This window comes from Pseudomonas sp. EA_35y_Pfl2_R5 (assembly GCF_963970805.1).
Lineage (GTDB): Bacteria > Pseudomonadota > Gammaproteobacteria > Pseudomonadales > Pseudomonadaceae > Aquipseudomonas.
Map to the genome: position 1 here is coordinate 360538 of NZ_CAXAOW010000002.1, position 17155 is coordinate 377692.

Here is a 17155-nt window from a genome sequence, read left to right on the forward strand (position 1 = left end):
ACATGCCCTCAGTCATGCTGGCCATCATCCACTTCGGCATAACCCTGGCCTTGCCATTGCAACAGGCAGCAGCCATGGCCAAAAGGGTCGCGCAGGCCGACCAGACGCCCCCATGCCTGGTTCTGGATCGGTCCTTCCTGCCGTGCCCCAGCCGCCAAGGCGCGGGCCAGGGCGTCATCCAGGTCCTCGACCAGCAGGTCCAGGTGCAGCGGAGTCCAGTGCGGTTGATAGCTGCGCTCTGCAGTACTGCCCGCGAAGGGCGCGGTACCTGCAGCCTTGGCCAGCAGATAGATGGGCAGCGGCGCCCCCAATAGCTCGCGCACCTGGCCGGCAAACAGGCTCCGCCCCAGTTGCAGGCCAAAGGCCTGGGTATAAAACGCGCTGGCCGTATCGATATCCGGCACGTCGATATTCAGCAGCAGTTGCATACACCCTCCTCTTTTCAGAGACCTGCTAGCCGCGCTCTGAGCTGAGCAGCATTAGCAGCGACACCGGCTGCTCGCTCTCTGGGTGCAGCGGCTCCTGCAGCCATTGCAGGCGCCAGCCGGTGTCACTGAACAGGCCCAGCCAAGACTCCAGCGTGCGGAAAAACCAGGGCATCGGCTGGGCAAAACCTTCGCCAAAGCCGGCAAAGGTTTCCACGCGCCAACCATCGCGATAACCCGCATCATTGCAGGCACGCCAAGGATGTAGAGTCTGGATCAGCAGCCGACCATCGGCTGCCAGCAAGCCATGCAGGGCATTCAGGGTGGGCGCCAGGGGTTCTTCCAGCAGGGCGAAATTGCCCACCAGCGTATCGAAACGCCCTAGCTGCGCGGCCTGGCTTTCCAGCTCGGCATAACCGCACACGCGGTACTGCGATGCCCCGCCGGCCGCCTGTTGTGCCACGGCAATCAACGGTGCGGAGGCATCCACGCCGACCGCCTCAATGCCATGTTCGACCAGCCCACGGCACAACCAGCCCTCTCCGCAGCCCAGATCCAGCACACGCTTGGGCGCCAAGGCGAGAATCGCCTGAACGATCGCCGCATCCGTCACCAGTCGACGGCTCTCGATGCGCTGCTCGCGCACTGCGGCCGTCCAGGCATCGGCATTAGCCTGCCAACTGAGGTTAAGTTGCTCCCGATGGTCGCGTTGCATAACTCACTCGTCGCCTGTTCCGTCACGGCAAAATTCTAGCAATCTGCAGGTGCACGCAGCGCCAAGGGCAATCCTGCGCCAGTTATCGGGCAGCTGTGTTGCCGCTGATCACTTAATCCGCACACGGCGCATAAATACCAGCAAAAAATCCTACCTCCACCACGCCCAGCCATGCCTACCTGGCACACCAGCGGCTAAACTGCAGACAGTGGCCAGCTGAGAGGAACTCAGTGTTCAAGCCCGCTGAAGTTATTCAGCAACCTGTCAAACCTATGGATGAGTAACTCAGGCTAAATGAATATGGGCGCACCCTGGCAACTCGACATCACCACCCTGCCAGCCGGAGAGCAACCCAACCGGCGCAAGCGCACCAGCAAGCTGAAGGTCAGCTTCTGGCTGCTCGTTCTGCTGTCATGCATCGCCGCTGGGCTGCTGCTTGTAGAGGAAGTGCGTACCTCGCGCTTCCAGGCTCAGGAGCTGAGCCGCTACGCGCAAACCCTCAATTATCGGGTCAAACCTGGCCCCAGCCCGTCGATCATCTACCCCAAAGAAGGCCCCTTCGATAAGCGCCAGGGCTACACCTATCTGCCCTTGATGCTGGAACGCCTTGGCCAGCGTAGTTTTATCGTCCAGCAACAGGCGCAGTTCTCCCCCGCCCTGCTCGACTATGCCCAGCGCGGCCTGTTTGTGCCCTACCCCGAGAAGATCCAGAGCGGCTTGCGCATCAGTGATTGCAGCGGTACGCCGTTCTATGAATTCCGCTACCCGCAGCAGCGCTACCCGAGTTTCAACGCCATCCCGCCGCTGGTAGCCGGCAGCCTGCTGTTTATCGAAAACCGCAAGCTGCTTGATCCTGAGCAACCACTGGCCAACCCGGCGGTGGATTGGCCGCGCTTCGTTATGGCGGCCATTTCCCAGGTCGGCAAGCTGTTGGATATGCAGGATCAGTCAGCAGGCGGCAGCACCCTGGCCACCCAGCTGGAGAAATATCGCCACTCCCCGGACGGCCTAACCTTGTCGGCCACCGAGAAACTGCGGCAGATGCTTTCCGCCAGCGTGCGCGCTTACCAGAGTGGCCCGCAGACACTGGCTGCGCGAGAAAATATCGTGCGCGACTATCTCAATAGCGTGCCGCTCTCTGCCGCCCCTGGGCACGGCGAGGTACATGGTCTGGCCGATGGCCTGCGTATTTGGTTCGGCGCGGACTTCGCACGGGTCAACCAGTTACTCGACCCCGCACGCTCTCCAGATGCCAGCCTGGCAGAGCGCGGCCTGGCACTGCGCCAGGTACTGGCGCTGATGATTGCCCAGCGCCGGCCGTCCTATTACCTGGCCCAAGGTCGTAATGACCTGGCCGAGCTGACTGACAGCCATATCCGCCTGCTTGCCGGCGGCGACCTGATTGACCCGGCGCTACGCGATGCAGCGCTGCGCGAGCAACTCAGCTACCGCGACTGGACGCTGGAGCCCAATCTGCAGCCAGTAGACAGCAATAAGGGCATCAGCGTCTCACGATCACGGCTGTCAGCCATGCTCAACATGCCGTTCTATGACCTCGACCGCCTCGACCTGAGCACCACCAGCACGCTGAACAACGAACTGCAGCAAGCCACCAGCCACTACCTGCAGCAATTGGCCGACCCGGAGTTTGCCGGGCAGATCGGCCTGTTTGGCGAGCGCTTGCTGTCCCCAGAGAAAACCGCCGACGTGCGCTACAGCTTCACCCTGTTCGAACGTACCAGTAACGGCAGCGTGGTACGGGTGCAGACCGACAGTACCGACCAGCCGTTCGACATCAACGAGGGCAGCAAGCTGGAACTAGGCTCCACCGCCAAGCTCAGGGTGCTAGCCACCTATCTGGAAATTATTGCCGAACTGCACCAGCGCCACACTGGGCAGAGCGCCAGCGAATTACGCGCGGTCAACGCCCAGGACAATCTCACTCGCTGGGCTATCAGCTACCTGCAGAGCACCCCTAACGCCAGCCTGTCGGCCATGCTCGACGCCGCGCTGGAACGCAAATACTCGGCCAACCCTGGCGAGCGCTTCTTCACTGGCGGCGGCATCCACACCTTCGCCAACTTCCGCCGCGAGGATAATCAGCGCATCGCCAGCATGCGTGAAGCCCTGCGCGAGTCGCTCAACCTACCCTTTATCCGCCTGATGCGTGACCTGGTGCGCTACAGCACCTATCAGGGCAAGGAGAACAGCGCCGAACTGCTCAAGGACGACAACGACCCGCGCCGCCAGGCCTATCTGCAAGACTTCGCCGACCGCGAAGGCACCACCTTCCTGCTGCGTTTTTGGCGCAAGTACCAGGACCAGCCTGAACAACAGCGCCTGGATACCTTTCTCAACGGTCTGCGCCACACTTCTGTGCGCCTCGCCGCCGTGCACCGCTACCTGATACCGCATGCGGACGAAGCCAGCTTCGCCGCCTTCCTGCGCAAGTACCTGCCCCAGGAAAAACTCAGCGATAAGCGCATCAGCGAACTGTATAAACGCTATGGCCCAGGGGCCTACAGCCTGCCGGACCAGGGCTATATCGCTCGCGTCCACCCGCTTGAGCTGTGGCTATTGGGCTATCTGATCGAACAACCGCAAGCCACCTTCAGCAATGCCGTGGCCGCCAGCCAGGATGAGCGCCAAGAAGTCTACGGCTGGCTGTTCCGCAGCCGCCATAAGAGCGCCCGCGACAGCCGTATCCGCATCATGCTGGAGGTGGAAGCCTTCCTCGATATTCACCAGCGCTGGCAAAACCTTGGCTATCCCTTCGCCCACCTAGTGCCGTCGCTGGCCACCGCCATCGGCAGCTCCGGCGACCGACCAGCAGCGCTGGCCGAACTGGTTGGGATTATCCAGAACGATGGCATTCGCCAGCCCACCGCACGCATCGACAGCCTGCACTTCGCCGCCGATACGCCCTACGACACCCTGGTGGTACGCGACCACACCGAGGGCAAGCGAGTTATGGCCTCTGAGGTCGCGGCCGCGCTGCGTAGCGCACTCGCCGATGTGGTTGAAGCAGGCACCGCGCGGCGCTTGCTTGGCAGCTTTACCCAGACCAACGGACAACCGCTCAAGGTAGGTGGCAAAACCGGCACAGGCGATAACCGCATAGAAACCATTGGCGCTGGCGGTCGAGTGCTCAGCTCGCGAGCGATGAACCGCACCGCGACCTTCGTCTTCTACCTCGGACCACGCCATTACGGCACCCTTACCGCCTTCGTCCCAGGCCGCGCTGCAGAGAACTTCCGCTTCACCTCAGCGCTGCCGGTGCAGGTGCTCAAGGGCATGGCACCCATTCTGCAGCCCTACCTTGAGCCGGGTACCTACAGTAAATGCCTGCCTCCTACGCCAGCGGTCCAGGCCAGTAGCTTGTAAGGCAGCAATAAAAAACGGGAGGCTAATGGCCTCCCGTTTTTTTGCTCCTTAACGACTATTACTTCGCTTTATAGATAATCCCAGGGCTGCACTGCACCATTTGGTAATGGTTAGGCAGGCCATTGAGCGCTTCAGAAGCCCCCAGGAACAGATAACCACCCGGTTTCAACATGGCATGAATGCGCGTGAGAATGTCCTTCTTCACCTCGGCCGAGAAGTAGATCAGCACGTTACGGCAGAACACCACATCGAACTTGCCCAGGCTGGCGTAACTGTCCAGCAGGTTCAGCGGACGGAACTCAATGCGGCTACGAATCGCCGGCTTGACTACCCAGCGCCCGGGCCCTTTAGGGTCAAAATAACGTTGCAGACGCTCCTGAGAGAGACCGCGGCCCATTGCCAGGCTGTCGTACTCACCGGATTTACAGTTGATCAACATCGTCGGCGAAAGGTCGGTGGCAACAATCTGCAAACCGCCTTTGAGCTGACCGATATTGGTCTTCTCGAACTCATCGATGGTCATCGACAACGAGTAAGGCTCCTGACCGGAAGAGCAAGCCGCCGACCAGATGCGCAGGCGCTGACCCGGGCTAGCCTTGATCATCTCAGGCAGCACGCGGTTCTTCAGTACCTCGAACGGATAGGTGTCGCGAAACCACAGGGTTTCGTTGGTGGTCATGGCATCCACCACCTGCTCACGCAGACCGCTGCGTGGCTGACTCTGCATGCGCTGCACCAGCTCACCCAGGGTCTTGATGCTGTTCTGCTCCATCAACTTGTTGAGCCGACTGGAAACCAGATACTGCTTGTTGGTGCCAAGCAGGATGCCGCAGGCTTTTTCCAGGAAAGTCCGGAACTGCTCGAAATCCAAATTACCTGTAGACACTCGCGAGGCCTCGACAAACATATGATTCACTGAGGGCCAAGCCCTCAGTCCCCTGCCGCGATATTAATGCGGTCAGCTACCCGTGCCGCCAGGTCATCCGGGCGAAACTTGGCGAGAAAATCATCTGCGCCCACCTTCTTCACCATGGCCTGGTTGAACACGCCCGATAACGAAGTATGCAGGATGATGTGCAGCTTTTGCATGCGCGGATCAGCGCGGATCTCTGCGGTAAGCGTGTAGCCATCCATTTCCGGCATCTCAATGTCGGAAATCAGCATCAAGAATTCCTCTGCGGGATTTTTGCCTTCCTCAACCATCGCCTTCAGATAGTCCAGCGCCTGACGCCCGTCGTTCAGCGCCACCACCTCCACGCCGATAGTCTCTAGACAGCGGGTTACTTGCTTGCGCGCCACCGAGGAATCGTCGCAGGTCAGCACACGCAAACTCACCGCACGCGCCTGGGTCTCAGCACTAAGAACACCTTCGGATATAACTTCGGATGTCGGCGCCACCTCGGCCAGAATCTTCTCGACATCAATGATCTCGACCATCTTGTCATCCAAGTGGGTGACCGCAGTCAGATAATGGTCGCGGCCGGTTCCCTTGGGTGGTGGATGAATCGACTCCCAGTTCATATTGACGATGCGCTCGACCGAGTGCACCAGAAAGCCCTGAACCTTGGTGTTGTATTCAGTGATGATCACAAAGCTGTTGTCGAGATTGGCCAGCGGCGCGCTGCCGGTGGCCATGGACAAATCAAGAATCGGGATAGTGCCGCCACGGATGTTAGCGACACCGCGAACGACCGGACTGGACTTCGGCATGATGGTGAGTTTCGGGCATTGCAGCACCTCTTTCACCTTGAATACGTTGATCCCATACAGCTGGTTGCTGTTCAAACGAAACAGCAACAACTCTAAACGATTCTGTCCAACCAACTGAGTTCGCTGGTTAACCGAATCCATCACACCGGCCATACCCAAACTCCTTATTTGAGTAACAGATTGCTGTCAGCGTAGCAGGCGGCACGCACCTTGCTATCCAACCCATATGAACATTGAAACGACAACTAACCGACACTCAATGGCAAAATGCCGCTACTGGCTGGCAGTTGTACCCGCTTTGCTGGCACTCGGCTATAGCGCCTTGGCAACAGCCAATGTAACGCGGCCTGAACAACTTATCGGCGCTGGCGAAGTTTTTCTTGAGCAAGCGGTGAGCGATTATTTACAGCGTAGCAACATCGCTGGCCGCCATGAGATTCAAATCAACCGGCTCGACCCACGCCTGCGGCTGCCGCTATGCGAACACCCCCTAACCACCACCCTGGAAAGCCCCGCCGAACCTATCGGCCGAGTGACAATGAGGGTGCGCTGTGATGGTTCTGCGCCATGGACAGTATTTGTCCCCGGGCAAGTGCGGCTATACCGTGAAGTGGTGATCGTCAGTCGTCCACTCAAGCGCAACAATGTAGTGACGGCTATGGATATCGCACTGGCCGAACGCGATGTCGGCCTGCTCAATCAGGGTTATCTCACGAGCCTGCAGCAGGCAATTGGCAAAAAATTGACGCGACCACTGTCGCCAGACCAAGTGCTGGCACCGATCCATGTGCAAACAGCGGAAGCCATACGCAAGGGCGATCAGGTCGTAATCAGTGCCCGCAGTCGCGGCATCAGTGTGCGCATGCCAGGTGAAGCCCTGTCGGACGGCGTTGTTGGTAAGCAGATAAGCGTGCGCAACCAACGCTCGAATCGAGTCATCCGAGCTCGTGTGGTCGGGCCTGGACAGGTTGAAGTGGCGATGTAGCCATGACTCTTGTCTTAACTTTGTGCACTCATAAAGCTGACGATTATTCACACTGTGTTTAGACTGTTATCTGACGCACATATTTTTGCCCTAAAGTTTTCCAAGGCAATGCCGACAAGCTAGGCAAGCGTCCAAATACTGTTCGAGGTTTTGCATCATGGTCATCGACATCAACCGGCTCAACAATGCCGCAACGCCAGCAAACTCGGGGCGGACCGGTAGTGCGCAGGCAGGTGGCAAGAACGAAGCCATCGGCAGCAAACAACCTGAGAACGCAGCCAAACCTGCTGAGCAGGCGCAGCAGGCCGGCAAGAGCGGCGAGTCGGTACAATTAAGCCGTGAGGCTCAGCAGTTGCAAAAAGTTAGCGAAAAACTGCGCGATCAGCCAACCGTAAACAAAGAGCGTGTCGCCCAGCTCAAGCAGGCAATCGAAGACGGTAGCTACCAAGTTGATAGCCAGCGCGTCGCCAGCAAACTGCTTAATTTCGAGTCCCAGCGCTAGTCACAGGGCTACGCTGGGGTAAATGGTCGCCCAATAGACGCTTCAAGCAATGCCTTGAAGCGCTTATTACCCCGAAGAGCCCGCAATGCACGACACCAACCTGCTTGAACTATTCACCAACGATATCGGCACGGCCGAGCAGTTGCTTGAATTGATCGACACCGAATTCCAAGCCCTGAATGATCGCGACCTACCCCGCCTGCAGGGCATTTTGGCGGAAAAACTACCGCTGCTAACCCTGCTCGACCAGCATGGCAAAGAACGCAGCCAAGCACTCGCCAGCCTTAACCTCACCCCCAATCGCGAAGGCCTGCAAGCCCTTGCTGCACAGTCCAATCAGGGCGAACTGCTGCTTGAGCGCGGCGATCAGCTCAATGCCCTGCTCGAACGCTGCCAAGCGGCAAACTTGCGCAATGGCCGCCTGATTCGCTCAAGCCAAGCCTCAGCCCAGAGCATGCTCGGCATTCTACGTGGCAACGAGACGCCCAGCCTCTATGACAGCCGCGGCAGTGCCGCTAGAATCGGCCAGCAGCGCCCGCTCAGCCAGGCCTGAAACCTATAAAAGGCACAGGGGACATACTGTCACATTGCCAGTATGCTAGTGCCATAGCATTTGCTCGGAGAGTTATGGACCGTGTCCAGTCCTTTTAGCCAGGAAGATGGCCCGCAGCCGCCCAAGGTGCTCAAGGCACCGGTGGAAATAGTTGCCAACCTGCGCCAACTGCAACAAAACCATGACCCGCTGATCATCACCTTCCACGAACGTAATCAACGCTTCCAGAGCTACGTGATCGAAGTTGATCGCGACAAGAAGCTGCTGATTCTCGATGAACTGATGCCAAGTGACGGCGAGCGCTACCTGGCCAACGGCGAAGCCTTCAATGTCGAGGCCTTTCATGAAGGTGTGCGCGTAGCCTGGAAATGCGAAGAGAACGTGCGTATTGCCGAGCATGAGGGCGCGCGCTGCTACTTGAGCCCGATGCCGCTTGAGGTGACCTATCACCAACGGCGCAGCGCCTTCCGCGCCCCGCTCAAACAGGCAGAACTGATCAAAGTTGAGCTGGCCGGCGATAAGCTGCGCACCGCCCTACCCGGGTTATTGCTGGACATCTCGGCAACCGGCTGCAAATTGCGCTTCCCGGGCAATATCAGCAGCAGCCTGCAAGCTGGCCAGGTATACGAACGCTTTACTGCGAGATTTCCTTTCGGCGCCATGACCACTGCCATTGAAATGCGTCATGTGCAGTACGAGGAGAAGGTCGACACCACCTTTGTCGGCGCACGCTTCCATCGCATCAACGGCCAGGAACAGCGATTGGTCGAACGCTTCGTCTACCAGCTACAACGTGAAGCGCGCCGCGTCGAAAGCGACGGGCTGTTCTAGCGTCAGATAAGGATATCCAACGCCGCCAGGCGTGACAGGTCCTCAGGCCGATCCACATCCCACAACATAGTCAGCAGCGCTGGACACCAGTCCAGCTGCTGCAAGCGTTGCAGCGTTATATCGAAGACCCGCTCCGTGCCCCACGGCATATCGCTGAACAAGCTGGCGGTCATGCGACGCAACCCCAGCAACACATAACCGCCATCTTCGGCCGGCCCGATCACCACGGGCTGCTCCTGTAGAGCGCCACACGCCGCCTGCAGATAATTGCCATCGAGCGCCGGACAGTCATTGCCGATCAGAATTACCGCATCGCTTTCGGCCAACCCCAGAGTGGCAATACGGCGCATACGTTCACCCAGATCGCCAGCCGGTTGCTCTACCAGCGTCCAGCCGAGGTTTAGCGCCAGCTGCTGCAAACCAGCATCCGGCAAATCATCCAGCCAGAGAAAGCGCTCGCTAAAGCCATGAGCCGGTAACTGCAAGGCGCGCTCCAGCAACAACTGCTGCAAATCACAAGCGCCCTGCGCACCCAATGCTGGGATCAACCGTGTCTTTACCCGCCCCGCAACGGGTGCTCTAGCGAGCATATGCAATGAGATCGACAGATTCATAGCAGCGACCCTCGACGGTACTGACGAGCCAGTTTTTCCGGGCTGGCACCACAGTAATAGGCCAGCCGCAAACACCACATCAGCACCACGGTACGCCAGATTCCGTTCTGCTCCCAGCGCCGACTAGAAGTCACCAGCGGCGGGCGCAGACAACGCGGCCATGCCAGCGCCTTCAAACGGCGGCACAGATGCAAATCCTCCATTAACGGAATCGGCGCATAACCACCCAAAGCCTCGAATCGCTGCCGGACAACAAATATTCCCTGATCACCTGAAGCTACGCCGCTAAGGCGCGAACGCAGGTTGATCATCGCACCAATCAACCGTAATGCCAGGCCAGGCCCCGACAGACGCACATCGAAACGCCCCCACAGTGGCCGCTCGCTCAACGCCTCTTGCAGACTTATGAGGGACTCGGCACTAACCCGCGTATCGCCATGCACAAACCACAGGTATTGCCCACGAGCCACCGCTGCACCGGCGCCCATCTGCAGCGCACGGCCAGGGGATGTTCGGAGTAACTGATCAACCCGCCCCAGCGCCAGTTCGCAGGTGCCATCGCTGCTGCCGCCATCGACCAGGATCAACTCGGCACCAGTGGCGCGCAAATCCGCCAAATCATCCAGCAAGTCCGGTAACGCCTGGGCCTCATTGCGCACCGGGATCACCACACTGAGCAGCGGCGTCATCCGCGCGGCTCGGACTGAGCGGGAGGCTCAGCTGTAGGCTCTTGCGCTGTGTTGTTGTCGTGCATCTGCTCATGCACCACTTGCTCATCGACACGCGGGTCGAGGGCTGCCGTCAGCGGCGAGCTGGTGGTGCTATCCGGCATGGGGATATGGTGCAGCGGCGCATCTTCAACCTGATGCAGATGGGTGACGCGCTCTGGCCGGATACGCAGCACCAGAATCAAGGCGCAGACACAGACGAAAACATACAGCATGTTGGCGCCAAGAAAGCGCATCAGCACACCCGCCAGCAGCGGCCCGATACTCGCGCCAACACCGAAAGTCACCAGCAGCATCGCCGTCAGCGATACCCGTCGCTCAGCCTCGACATGGTCATTGGCCAGCGCCACCGCCAGCGGATAAAGGCTGAATTGCAAGGCGCACACCGCAAAACCGCCGGCAAACAACAGCGGCAAACTGGCCTGCGGCAGAATAGCCAGGGGCAGCGCCGCCAGTGCCAGCAAAGCAGCGCAACCACGAATCAGTTGCACGCGGTCATGTCGATCAGACAACCAGCCCAATGGCCACTGCACCACCAGGCCGGCGATGATGCAACAGCCCATAAACAGACCGATCTGCTCAGTGGACAAGCCCATGCGTGTGCCATACAGCGGCGCCAGACCGTAGAACGAGCCGATCAACAAGCCCGACACCACAATGGTGGTCAGCGACAACGGCACACGCTCGATAAAAAAACGCATTTCCAGCGGCGCCGGGTGCAATGGCGCCGGATGCAGCTTGCGGGTCAAGGCCACCGGTACCAGGCACAGGGCAAAGCACAGCGCCACCAGCATTAGCAGTTCAAGACCCAGCGTTGGGTGCACCACCAGCACCAGCTGACCAAGGATCAAGCCGAGGTAAGAAGCCCCCATATAGCCAGCAAACACCTGGCCACGCTGGCTAGTTTCCGCCTGCTCATTAAGCCAGCTCTCGATGACCATGTACTGGCACATCATGCCCAGACCGACCAGCATCCGCAGCAGCAACCAGCTGGGCAGCCAGTCGCTAAGTCCATGTCCGAGGACTGCCGCAGTTACCACACCGGCGCAGGCAACATAGGCGCGGATATGGCCGACCCGGGCAATCAACCGATGGCCAATCTTGCCGCCAAGCACCAAGCCCAGGTAGTTGGCCGCCATCAGCGCACCGACCCACAACCCATCGGCCGTTTCCGCCAGCCGCAACGCCAGGTAAGTACTCAACAAACCCGAACCCAACAGCATCAGCAGAGTGGCGAAATACAACGAACTAAATGATTTGAGGATCACAGACATGGGGCGGCACATGGCTCCATAAAGGCCGCCGAAACCCTGTTCGGCGGTCAGGTTTTTAGAGCCTGTTTACGATCTCGCGAGCTAGAGCCCTACAAGGCGCTACGTTAGTAACAGCCTTCGGCTGGTCAAAACAGGGGAGGAAGCGGAGTGTACTTTTGTACATGAGCATTCCGAGCCGGTTTTTAACGCAGCAGGGCCGACGCGCAGCAGATCGTAGGCAGGTTCTTAGGCGTGGGCCGCCAACACGCGACGCTCCCACGGGGTAATTTCGTTATAGAAGCTGGTGAGCTCCAACGTCTTGCTGGCAATGTAGCCTTCGATGAACTCTTTGCCGAACAGTTCCAGCGCCAAGCCACTGCGCTTGAGACGCTCAATCGCGGCATGCATGGTACAGGGTAGCGCCAATTCGTCTGGCACTTCGAACTCGCCTTGGATTGGCGCGCTGGGCTGCAGCTGCTGTTCAATCCCGTACAGACCTGCCGCAAGACTTGCCGCCAACGCCAGATAAGGATTGGCATCGGCACCCGGCAGGCGGTTCTCCACCCGCCGAGCTACCGGCGCACTGGCCGGAATGCGCAGGCCGGCAGCGCGATTATCCTCGGACCAGCAGGCGTTGTTCGGCGATGCGTAAGGATGACAAAGGCGCTGATACGAGTTCACATGCGGGGCAAATAACAGAGTGAAGTCGGCCATGGCTGCCTGCTGTCCGGCGATAAATTGATAGAACGCCGGCGTTGCCTGGCCATCGGCCGCGCTGAAAATATTCTGCCCACCGTCCTGCGTCACCACGCTCTGATGAATATGCATGGAGCTGCCGGGTGTGTGTGCCAATGGTTTGGCCATACACACCACAGTGATCCCGTGCTTGAGCGCGACTTCCTTGAGTAGGTGCTTGAACAGAAAAGTCTGGTCCGCAAGCAGCAGCGGATCGCCGTGCAGCAGGTTGATCTCGAACTGGCTGACACCCATCTCATGCATAAAGGTATCGCGCGGCAACCCCAGGGCCGCCATGCACTGATAGACCTCCTGGAAGAACGGACGCAGGCCGTTGTTAGAACTCACGCTAAAGGCCGACCCGCCATCTTCGCGCCGACCATCCAGGCCCAACGGCGGCTGAAACGGCTGCAGTGGATCGGCATTACGGGCAAATACAAAAAACTCCAGTTCGGTCGCCACCACCGGCTGCCAGCCATGGCTGGCATAACGCGCGATCACCTGTTTGAGCAGGCCGCGGGTGGACAAGCCGGAGCTGCGACCATCCAGCTCATCGGCATCGCAGATGGCCAGCGCGCGCGGCGCTTCACTCCAGGGCAGCCGGTGAATCTGCGTCGGTTCGGCATTCAAGGCCAGGTCACCGTCATCACTGCCGTAATAACACGGCGCCGGGTAGCCACCCATGATGCATTGCAGCAACACCCCACGCGCCAACTGCAGGCGCCGTCCCTCTAAGAACCCCTCAGCCGTCATCACCTTACCGCGCAGCACACCATTGAGATCGGGCGTCACGCATTCGATTTCATCAACACCACGCAGCAGTTCAGCCAAGGCAGTGCGGTCTGGGGTACTCATATTGCTGTTGTCCTTATTGAGCAAGAGGCCGCAGTTAAAACGGCGAGGCGTACAAAATACGCACCAGCCGTTTGATATTTCAAGCAAAGCCACATGCGAGAGCTGAGCCACAGGCTATGTACCCACATGCATCGATTAATTAGATATTAATGATCGTAAGAATATGGGCTAAAGACCACACTACAAATATCACAAATTAATCATAAGTTATTGATTTATATTTAGTTAACAGAACTATCGATACTGTCGATGTTCACCATGCCCAGCCTGCACTTCTTCATCAAATTTTCATCCGTATTATTGGCTCCGTACTCACTTACTACCCGCCCTTACGAGGAGCCTGAACATGAAAAAGCAAATTCTCACCGCCGTAATCCTGAGCAGCCTGTCCATCAGCGCCTTTGCCCTGCCACAGAACAACCCGCAGCCATTGTTGGGCGAAATGCAGGACAGCAGCGTAGAAACCCTGATGGGTTTTGGTAGCAACCTGCAAACTGAAGGTGGTGCCGAGCGTACTGGCGCTAACCACGTAGCCGAAGGCGGTGCCGAGCGTACTGGCGCTAACCGCGTTGCTGAGGGCGGTGCCGATCGCACTGGCGCTAACCGCTTAGCCGAAGGCGGTGCCGAGCGTACTGGCGTCAACCGCGTTGCTGAAGGTGGTGCCGAGCGTACTGGCGCTAACCGCGTTGCTGAAGGCGGTGCTGAACGCACACCAGGGCTGCGCTACAGCTGATCAGCGATAATCGACAACATAAAAGGTGCTCAATCGAGCACCTTTTATGTTTATTGCGTAGGCGATTCCAACTGTGCCAAGCGCTCTTCCAGAGCGGCGATGCGCGCTTCCAGAGCCTCCAAACGCTCATCCTGCTGACCGCCCGCCGTGGCGCGTTGCGGCTCACTGGCCCTGGCTGCAAGTGCCGCCTGCAGATCCGCCGGATCACCCAGCACATGCATATAACGGTCTTCACGCTGCCCGGACTGACGAGGTAGCAGGCAGGCCAGTTGGCGACTGATCAGGCGCTCAAGGTGATGCCGAACCTGCTCGGCATCCTCAAAATCATGCATGCGACTGCTGCGCGTCAGCAGTTCGTTGAGGGTCTGCGGGCCGCGCAACAGCAGCAGACCGAGCAATACCACCTGCGCCGCCACCAACTCCAGGGCCTTGTCGGCGCGGTGCTCCCAGCGATCCGCCCGGCTGCCCATCACCAGGCGCGCCATTTCTCGCCCTTCCAGGCTGCGCAGGGCTTGACCGACCTGGCCGGCAGTCAGATTCAACACGGGCTCGCGGCTGGTTTTCTGATTGCAGGCCAGCACCAGAGCATTCAGTGTCAAGGGATAGGCTTCCGGGGTGGTCAGCTGCTTTTCAATCAGACAACCCAGTACCCGCGCCTCGACAACGGTCAGGGTTTCCACAGCCATTACCTGCGTCTCTTCATTGGACATAACAACCTCGTAACCTGACAAAGACTCTAACCTAGCCCAGCTGACCGCGGGTTGGTAGGCATAAGCACCGCAGAGCAGCACGGGCTCGCCCGGTGCGCGTAAAACCTGACCATTGTGGTAGAGTCGCGCGCTATTTTTCAGCGTGGCCTTGTTTCACCCCCCGCGAAAAGCCTCATAACGCGCACTGCAGCCATGCATCCAGCCCCGGCGCCTCAAACCCGACAGGCAATAGGAAGAGATCGCAGGCCTGCTCGCCAAGTAGAGATGCATGTCATGACCACTGCCCAACACCCGCTTATCCAACTGCTCAACCGCACCAGCCTGGTGCTGCAAATTGCCATCGGTCTGGTGGCCGGTATCGCCCTGGCGCTGTTCCTGCCTGAAGCCGCGGCGAGCGTCAGCTTCCTCGGTACGGTGTTTGTATCGGCGCTGAAGGCCGTAGCTCCGGTGCTGGTATTCGTACTGGTGGCAGCGTCGATTGCCAACCATCAGCAAGGCCAGCAGACCCATATCAAACCAATCCTGCTGCTGTACCTGATCGGCACCTTCAGCGCGGCGCTGATCGCGGTGGCCGCCAGCTTTGCCTTTCCGTCCAGCCTGACCTTGGTGAGCAACAGCGCCGAGCTGTCGCCCCCTGGCGGCATCAGCGAAGTGCTGAAAACCCTGCTGCTGAATGTGGTGGACAACCCAGTCAATGCCCTACTCAAAGGCAACTTTATCGGCATCCTGGCCTGGGCCATCGCTCTGGGCTTTGCCTTTCGCCACGCCAGCCCCAACAGCAAGCAGATGCTCGCTGACCTCTCCAGCGCAGTCACCAGCGTCGTAAAACTGGTGATTCGCCTGGCGCCACTGGGGGTCTTTGGCCTGGTTGCAGCCACCCTGGCCGAGTCGGGCATGGCCGCCCTGCTCGATTACCTGCACCTGCTGCTGGTGCTGGTGGGCTGCATGCTGTTTGTCGCGCTGGTAAGCAATCCGGCGATTGTCTATTTCAAAACCCGTCGCAACCCCTACCCGCTGGTGCTGACCTGCCTGCGCGAAAGTGGCCTGACGGCGTTCTTTACCCGCAGCTCGGCGGCCAATATCCCGGTCAACCTGCAGCTCTGCCAGCGCCTGGGCCTGCATGAAGAAACCTACTCGGTATCGATCCCACTGGGCGCGACTATCAACATGGCCGGCGCGGCGATCACCATTACCGTGCTGACCCTGGCCGCCGTGCACACCCTGGGCATCGCCGTCGATCTGCCGACAGCCTTGCTGCTCAGCCTGCTCGCCTCGATCAGCGCTTGCGGTGCCTCGGGCGTAGCCGGTGGCTCGCTGCTGCTGATCCCGCTGGCGTGCAGCCTGTTCGGTATTCCCAATGATGTGGCCATGCAGGTCGTCGCCGTCGGCTTTATCATCGGTATCGTGCAGGACTCTGCAGAAACCGCGCTGAACTCCTCCACCGATGTGCTGTTCACCGCAGCTGCCTGCCAGGCCGAGCAGCGCGGTTAACGTCTGCTGAACGCCTTAACGGCTTACCCCCATGGGTAGGCCTTTTGCTAACCCGCTATCCCTGCGGCGTTTGCCTGACCGACTGATTACGGTAGGCTTTGCCGCTTCTCTATAAGGAGTAATTCCCATGCCACGCGCCACTGCCCGTCACATCCTGGTTGCCAGCGAAGACAAGTGCAACGAACTGAAAGCCGCAATCGAAGACGGTGCTGACTTCGCCCAGGTTGCCAAAGACAACTCCAGCTGCCCGTCCAGCCGCAGCGGCGGCGATCTCGGTTCGTTCGGCCCAGGCCAGATGGTCAAGGAATTCGACACCGTAGTATTCAGCGCACCGGTCAACGTGGTGCAAGGCCCGGTGAAGACCCAGTTTGGTTATCACCTGCTGGAAGTGACCAGCCGCCAGGACTGATCCTACCCGCTCGCTGGGCCGCCCAGGCCCGGCGAATCCCTTCGTTTCGTGCAGCGCCGCCAGGCACAGCGCCACTGACCAACAACCGCAAGCCTCGGGCAATAGCCAGGTATACTCGCCGGCCTTTTCTTCTCGCACCCGCGGACCTTGCCATGACCCAGACTCCAGCAGTTGAACCCATACTCGCCGTTCAGCCTGCCGACAGCGCAGCGCCGTCCGAAAGCGAAAATGCCGCTACCAGCGCACCTAGAACCAGCGGCTTTGCCTCGCTGTTCGGCGCAGCCAAGGCTGCTTCCGGCAAACAGAACGACCAGCCCTGGCACCAGAAGGGCAACAAGTCGAGCCACGAAAAGAAGATAGGTCCAGCGCCAAGTGGTACCCGCCGCGCCATGGGCAAACGCTAAAAACCTGCTTACGATCTGCTGCGCGTCGGCCCTGCTGCGTTAAAAACAGACTCAGAATGCTCATGTACAACAGTACACTCCGCTTCCTCGCCGTTTTGACCAGCCGAAGGCTGTTACT

Annotated in this window: 18 protein-coding genes; 9 read left to right on the plus strand and 9 right to left on the minus strand. The window is 59.3% G+C overall.

The features are described 5' to 3' along the window. Positions 1-8 precede the first annotated feature (8 nt). Together AACX99_RS05590 and AACX99_RS05595 are read right to left on the minus strand one after the other, a co-directional pair. Positions 9-428: a VOC family protein gene (locus AACX99_RS05590; protein WP_339410123.1), complete on the minus strand. Its 420-nt coding sequence runs from the start codon at positions 426-428 to the stop codon at positions 9-11. 25 nt (positions 429-453) lie between these two features. After that, positions 454-1140 carry a class I SAM-dependent methyltransferase gene (locus AACX99_RS05595; protein WP_339410124.1) on the minus strand — a complete coding sequence of 229 codons (687 nt, stop codon included), beginning with the start codon at positions 1138-1140 and terminating at the stop codon, positions 454-456. A gap of 300 nt (positions 1141-1440) precedes the next feature. Between AACX99_RS05595 and AACX99_RS05600 the strand changes: the two genes are divergently transcribed. Continuing rightward, positions 1441-4524: a transglycosylase domain-containing protein gene (locus tag AACX99_RS05600; RefSeq protein ID WP_339410578.1), complete on the plus strand. Its 3084-nt coding sequence runs from the start codon at positions 1441-1443 to the stop codon at positions 4522-4524. 58 nt (positions 4525-4582) lie between these two features. Here AACX99_RS05600 and cheR read toward each other — a convergent pair whose 3' ends face one another. Further along, the gene (gene cheR, locus AACX99_RS05605; RefSeq protein ID WP_160015726.1) at positions 4583-5410 is read right to left on the minus strand and encodes a protein-glutamate O-methyltransferase CheR; all 828 of its coding nucleotides are present in this window, start codon (positions 5408-5410) and stop codon (positions 4583-4585) included. Positions 5411-5454: 44 nt separating this feature from the next. Continuing rightward, the gene (locus tag AACX99_RS05610) at positions 5455-6387 is read right to left on the minus strand and encodes a chemotaxis protein CheV (protein WP_339410128.1); all 933 of its coding nucleotides are present in this window, start codon (positions 6385-6387) and stop codon (positions 5455-5457) included. A gap of 73 nt (positions 6388-6460) precedes the next feature. On the opposite strand from AACX99_RS05610, the gene flgA reads away from it, so the two are divergent. From flgA to AACX99_RS05630, 4 genes are all read left to right on the plus strand, one after another. After that, positions 6461-7219, plus strand: a complete 759-nt coding sequence (gene flgA / locus AACX99_RS05615) for a flagellar basal body P-ring formation chaperone FlgA (RefSeq protein WP_339410129.1) — start codon at positions 6461-6463, stop codon at positions 7217-7219. Between the two features lie 157 nt (positions 7220-7376). Beyond that, entirely contained in the window at positions 7377-7721 is a 345-nt protein-coding gene (gene flgM, locus AACX99_RS05620; protein ID WP_339410130.1) for a flagellar biosynthesis anti-sigma factor FlgM, read from the plus strand. 85 nt (positions 7722-7806) lie between these two features. Continuing rightward, entirely contained in the window at positions 7807-8274 is a 468-nt protein-coding gene (locus AACX99_RS05625; protein WP_339410132.1) for a flagella synthesis protein FlgN, read from the plus strand. An 81-nt stretch (positions 8275-8355) separates the two neighbouring features. Further along, on the plus strand, positions 8356-9105 hold the full coding sequence (locus AACX99_RS05630) for a flagellar brake protein (protein ID WP_339410133.1): 750 nt from the start codon (positions 8356-8358) through the stop codon (positions 9103-9105). Between the two features lie 2 nt (positions 9106-9107). Here AACX99_RS05630 and AACX99_RS05635 read toward each other — a convergent pair whose 3' ends face one another. The 4 genes from AACX99_RS05635 to AACX99_RS05650 all read right to left on the minus strand — a co-directional run bounded on the left by AACX99_RS05635 (position 9108) and on the right by AACX99_RS05650 (position 13188). Continuing rightward, positions 9108-9719 carry a TIGR04282 family arsenosugar biosynthesis glycosyltransferase gene (locus AACX99_RS05635; protein ID WP_339410134.1) on the minus strand — a complete coding sequence of 204 codons (612 nt, stop codon included), beginning with the start codon at positions 9717-9719 and terminating at the stop codon, positions 9108-9110. Further along, complete coding sequence (locus AACX99_RS05640; protein WP_339410135.1) at positions 9716-10408, minus strand: TIGR04283 family arsenosugar biosynthesis glycosyltransferase; 693 nt, start codon at positions 10406-10408, stop codon at positions 9716-9718. Before AACX99_RS05640 ends, AACX99_RS05635 begins: the two co-directional genes overlap by 4 nt. After that, positions 10405-11721: an MFS transporter gene (locus AACX99_RS05645; protein WP_339410137.1), complete on the minus strand. Its 1317-nt coding sequence runs from the start codon at positions 11719-11721 to the stop codon at positions 10405-10407. Before AACX99_RS05645 ends, AACX99_RS05640 begins: the two co-directional genes overlap by 4 nt. A gap of 225 nt (positions 11722-11946) precedes the next feature. After that, positions 11947-13188, minus strand: a complete 1242-nt coding sequence (locus tag AACX99_RS05650; protein ID WP_339410579.1) for a glutamine synthetase family protein — start codon at positions 13186-13188, stop codon at positions 11947-11949. Between the two features lie 448 nt (positions 13189-13636). On the opposite strand from AACX99_RS05650, the gene AACX99_RS05655 reads away from it, so the two are divergent. Beyond that, complete coding sequence (locus AACX99_RS05655; RefSeq protein ID WP_339410139.1) at positions 13637-14023, plus strand: phage infection protein; 387 nt, start codon at positions 13637-13639, stop codon at positions 14021-14023. A 50-nt stretch (positions 14024-14073) separates the two neighbouring features. Here the strand turns inward: AACX99_RS05655 and AACX99_RS05660 are convergent, their stop codons facing one another. After that, positions 14074-14733 (minus strand): YceH family protein, encoded by a 660-nt coding sequence (locus AACX99_RS05660; RefSeq protein WP_339410141.1) that lies wholly within the window; start codon positions 14731-14733, stop codon positions 14074-14076. Between the two features lie 273 nt (positions 14734-15006). Between AACX99_RS05660 and sstT the strand changes: the two genes are divergently transcribed. From sstT to AACX99_RS05675, 3 genes are all read left to right on the plus strand, one after another. Then, positions 15007-16224 carry a serine/threonine transporter SstT gene (gene sstT, locus AACX99_RS05665; RefSeq protein WP_339410142.1) on the plus strand — a complete coding sequence of 406 codons (1218 nt, stop codon included), beginning with the start codon at positions 15007-15009 and terminating at the stop codon, positions 16222-16224. A 127-nt stretch (positions 16225-16351) separates the two neighbouring features. Next, positions 16352-16633, plus strand: a complete 282-nt coding sequence (locus AACX99_RS05670; protein ID WP_339410144.1) for a peptidylprolyl isomerase — start codon at positions 16352-16354, stop codon at positions 16631-16633. A gap of 152 nt (positions 16634-16785) precedes the next feature. Then, positions 16786-17037 (plus strand): hypothetical protein, encoded by a 252-nt coding sequence (locus AACX99_RS05675; protein WP_339410145.1) that lies wholly within the window; start codon positions 16786-16788, stop codon positions 17035-17037. The last annotated feature ends 118 nt before the right edge of the window (positions 17038-17155 follow it).

Excerpts from the sequence above, each read along its gene's own strand:
- AACX99_RS05590 (WP_339410123.1), bottom strand. The coding sequence starts at position 428 with ATGCAACTGCTGCTGAATATCGACGTGCCGGATATCGATACGGCCAGC.
- AACX99_RS05595 (WP_339410124.1), bottom strand. The coding sequence starts at position 1,140 with ATGCAACGCGACCATCGGGAGCAACTTAACCTCAGTTGGCAGGCTAAT.
- AACX99_RS05600 (WP_339410578.1), top strand. The coding sequence starts at position 1,441 with ATGGGCGCACCCTGGCAACTCGACATCACCACCCTGCCAGCCGGAGAG.
- AACX99_RS05610 (WP_339410128.1), bottom strand. The coding sequence starts at position 6,387 with ATGGCCGGTGTGATGGATTCGGTTAACCAGCGAACTCAGTTGGTTGGA.
- flgA (WP_339410129.1), top strand. The coding sequence starts at position 6,461 with ATGAACATTGAAACGACAACTAACCGACACTCAATGGCAAAATGCCGC.
- flgM (WP_339410130.1), top strand. The coding sequence starts at position 7,377 with ATGGTCATCGACATCAACCGGCTCAACAATGCCGCAACGCCAGCAAAC.
- AACX99_RS05625 (WP_339410132.1), top strand. The coding sequence starts at position 7,807 with ATGCACGACACCAACCTGCTTGAACTATTCACCAACGATATCGGCACG.
- AACX99_RS05635 (WP_339410134.1), bottom strand. The coding sequence starts at position 9,719 with ATGAATCTGTCGATCTCATTGCATATGCTCGCTAGAGCACCCGTTGCG.
- AACX99_RS05640 (WP_339410135.1), bottom strand. The coding sequence starts at position 10,408 with ATGACGCCGCTGCTCAGTGTGGTGATCCCGGTGCGCAATGAGGCCCAG.
- AACX99_RS05645 (WP_339410137.1), bottom strand. The coding sequence starts at position 11,721 with ATGTCTGTGATCCTCAAATCATTTAGTTCGTTGTATTTCGCCACTCTG.
- AACX99_RS05650 (WP_339410579.1), bottom strand. The coding sequence starts at position 13,188 with ATGACGGCTGAGGGGTTCTTAGAGGGACGGCGCCTGCAGTTGGCGCGT.
- AACX99_RS05655 (WP_339410139.1), top strand. The coding sequence starts at position 13,637 with ATGAAAAAGCAAATTCTCACCGCCGTAATCCTGAGCAGCCTGTCCATC.
- AACX99_RS05660 (WP_339410141.1), bottom strand. The coding sequence starts at position 14,733 with ATGTCCAATGAAGAGACGCAGGTAATGGCTGTGGAAACCCTGACCGTT.
- sstT (WP_339410142.1), top strand. The coding sequence starts at position 15,007 with ATGACCACTGCCCAACACCCGCTTATCCAACTGCTCAACCGCACCAGC.
- AACX99_RS05670 (WP_339410144.1), top strand. The coding sequence starts at position 16,352 with ATGCCACGCGCCACTGCCCGTCACATCCTGGTTGCCAGCGAAGACAAG.
- AACX99_RS05675 (WP_339410145.1), top strand. The coding sequence starts at position 16,786 with ATGACCCAGACTCCAGCAGTTGAACCCATACTCGCCGTTCAGCCTGCC.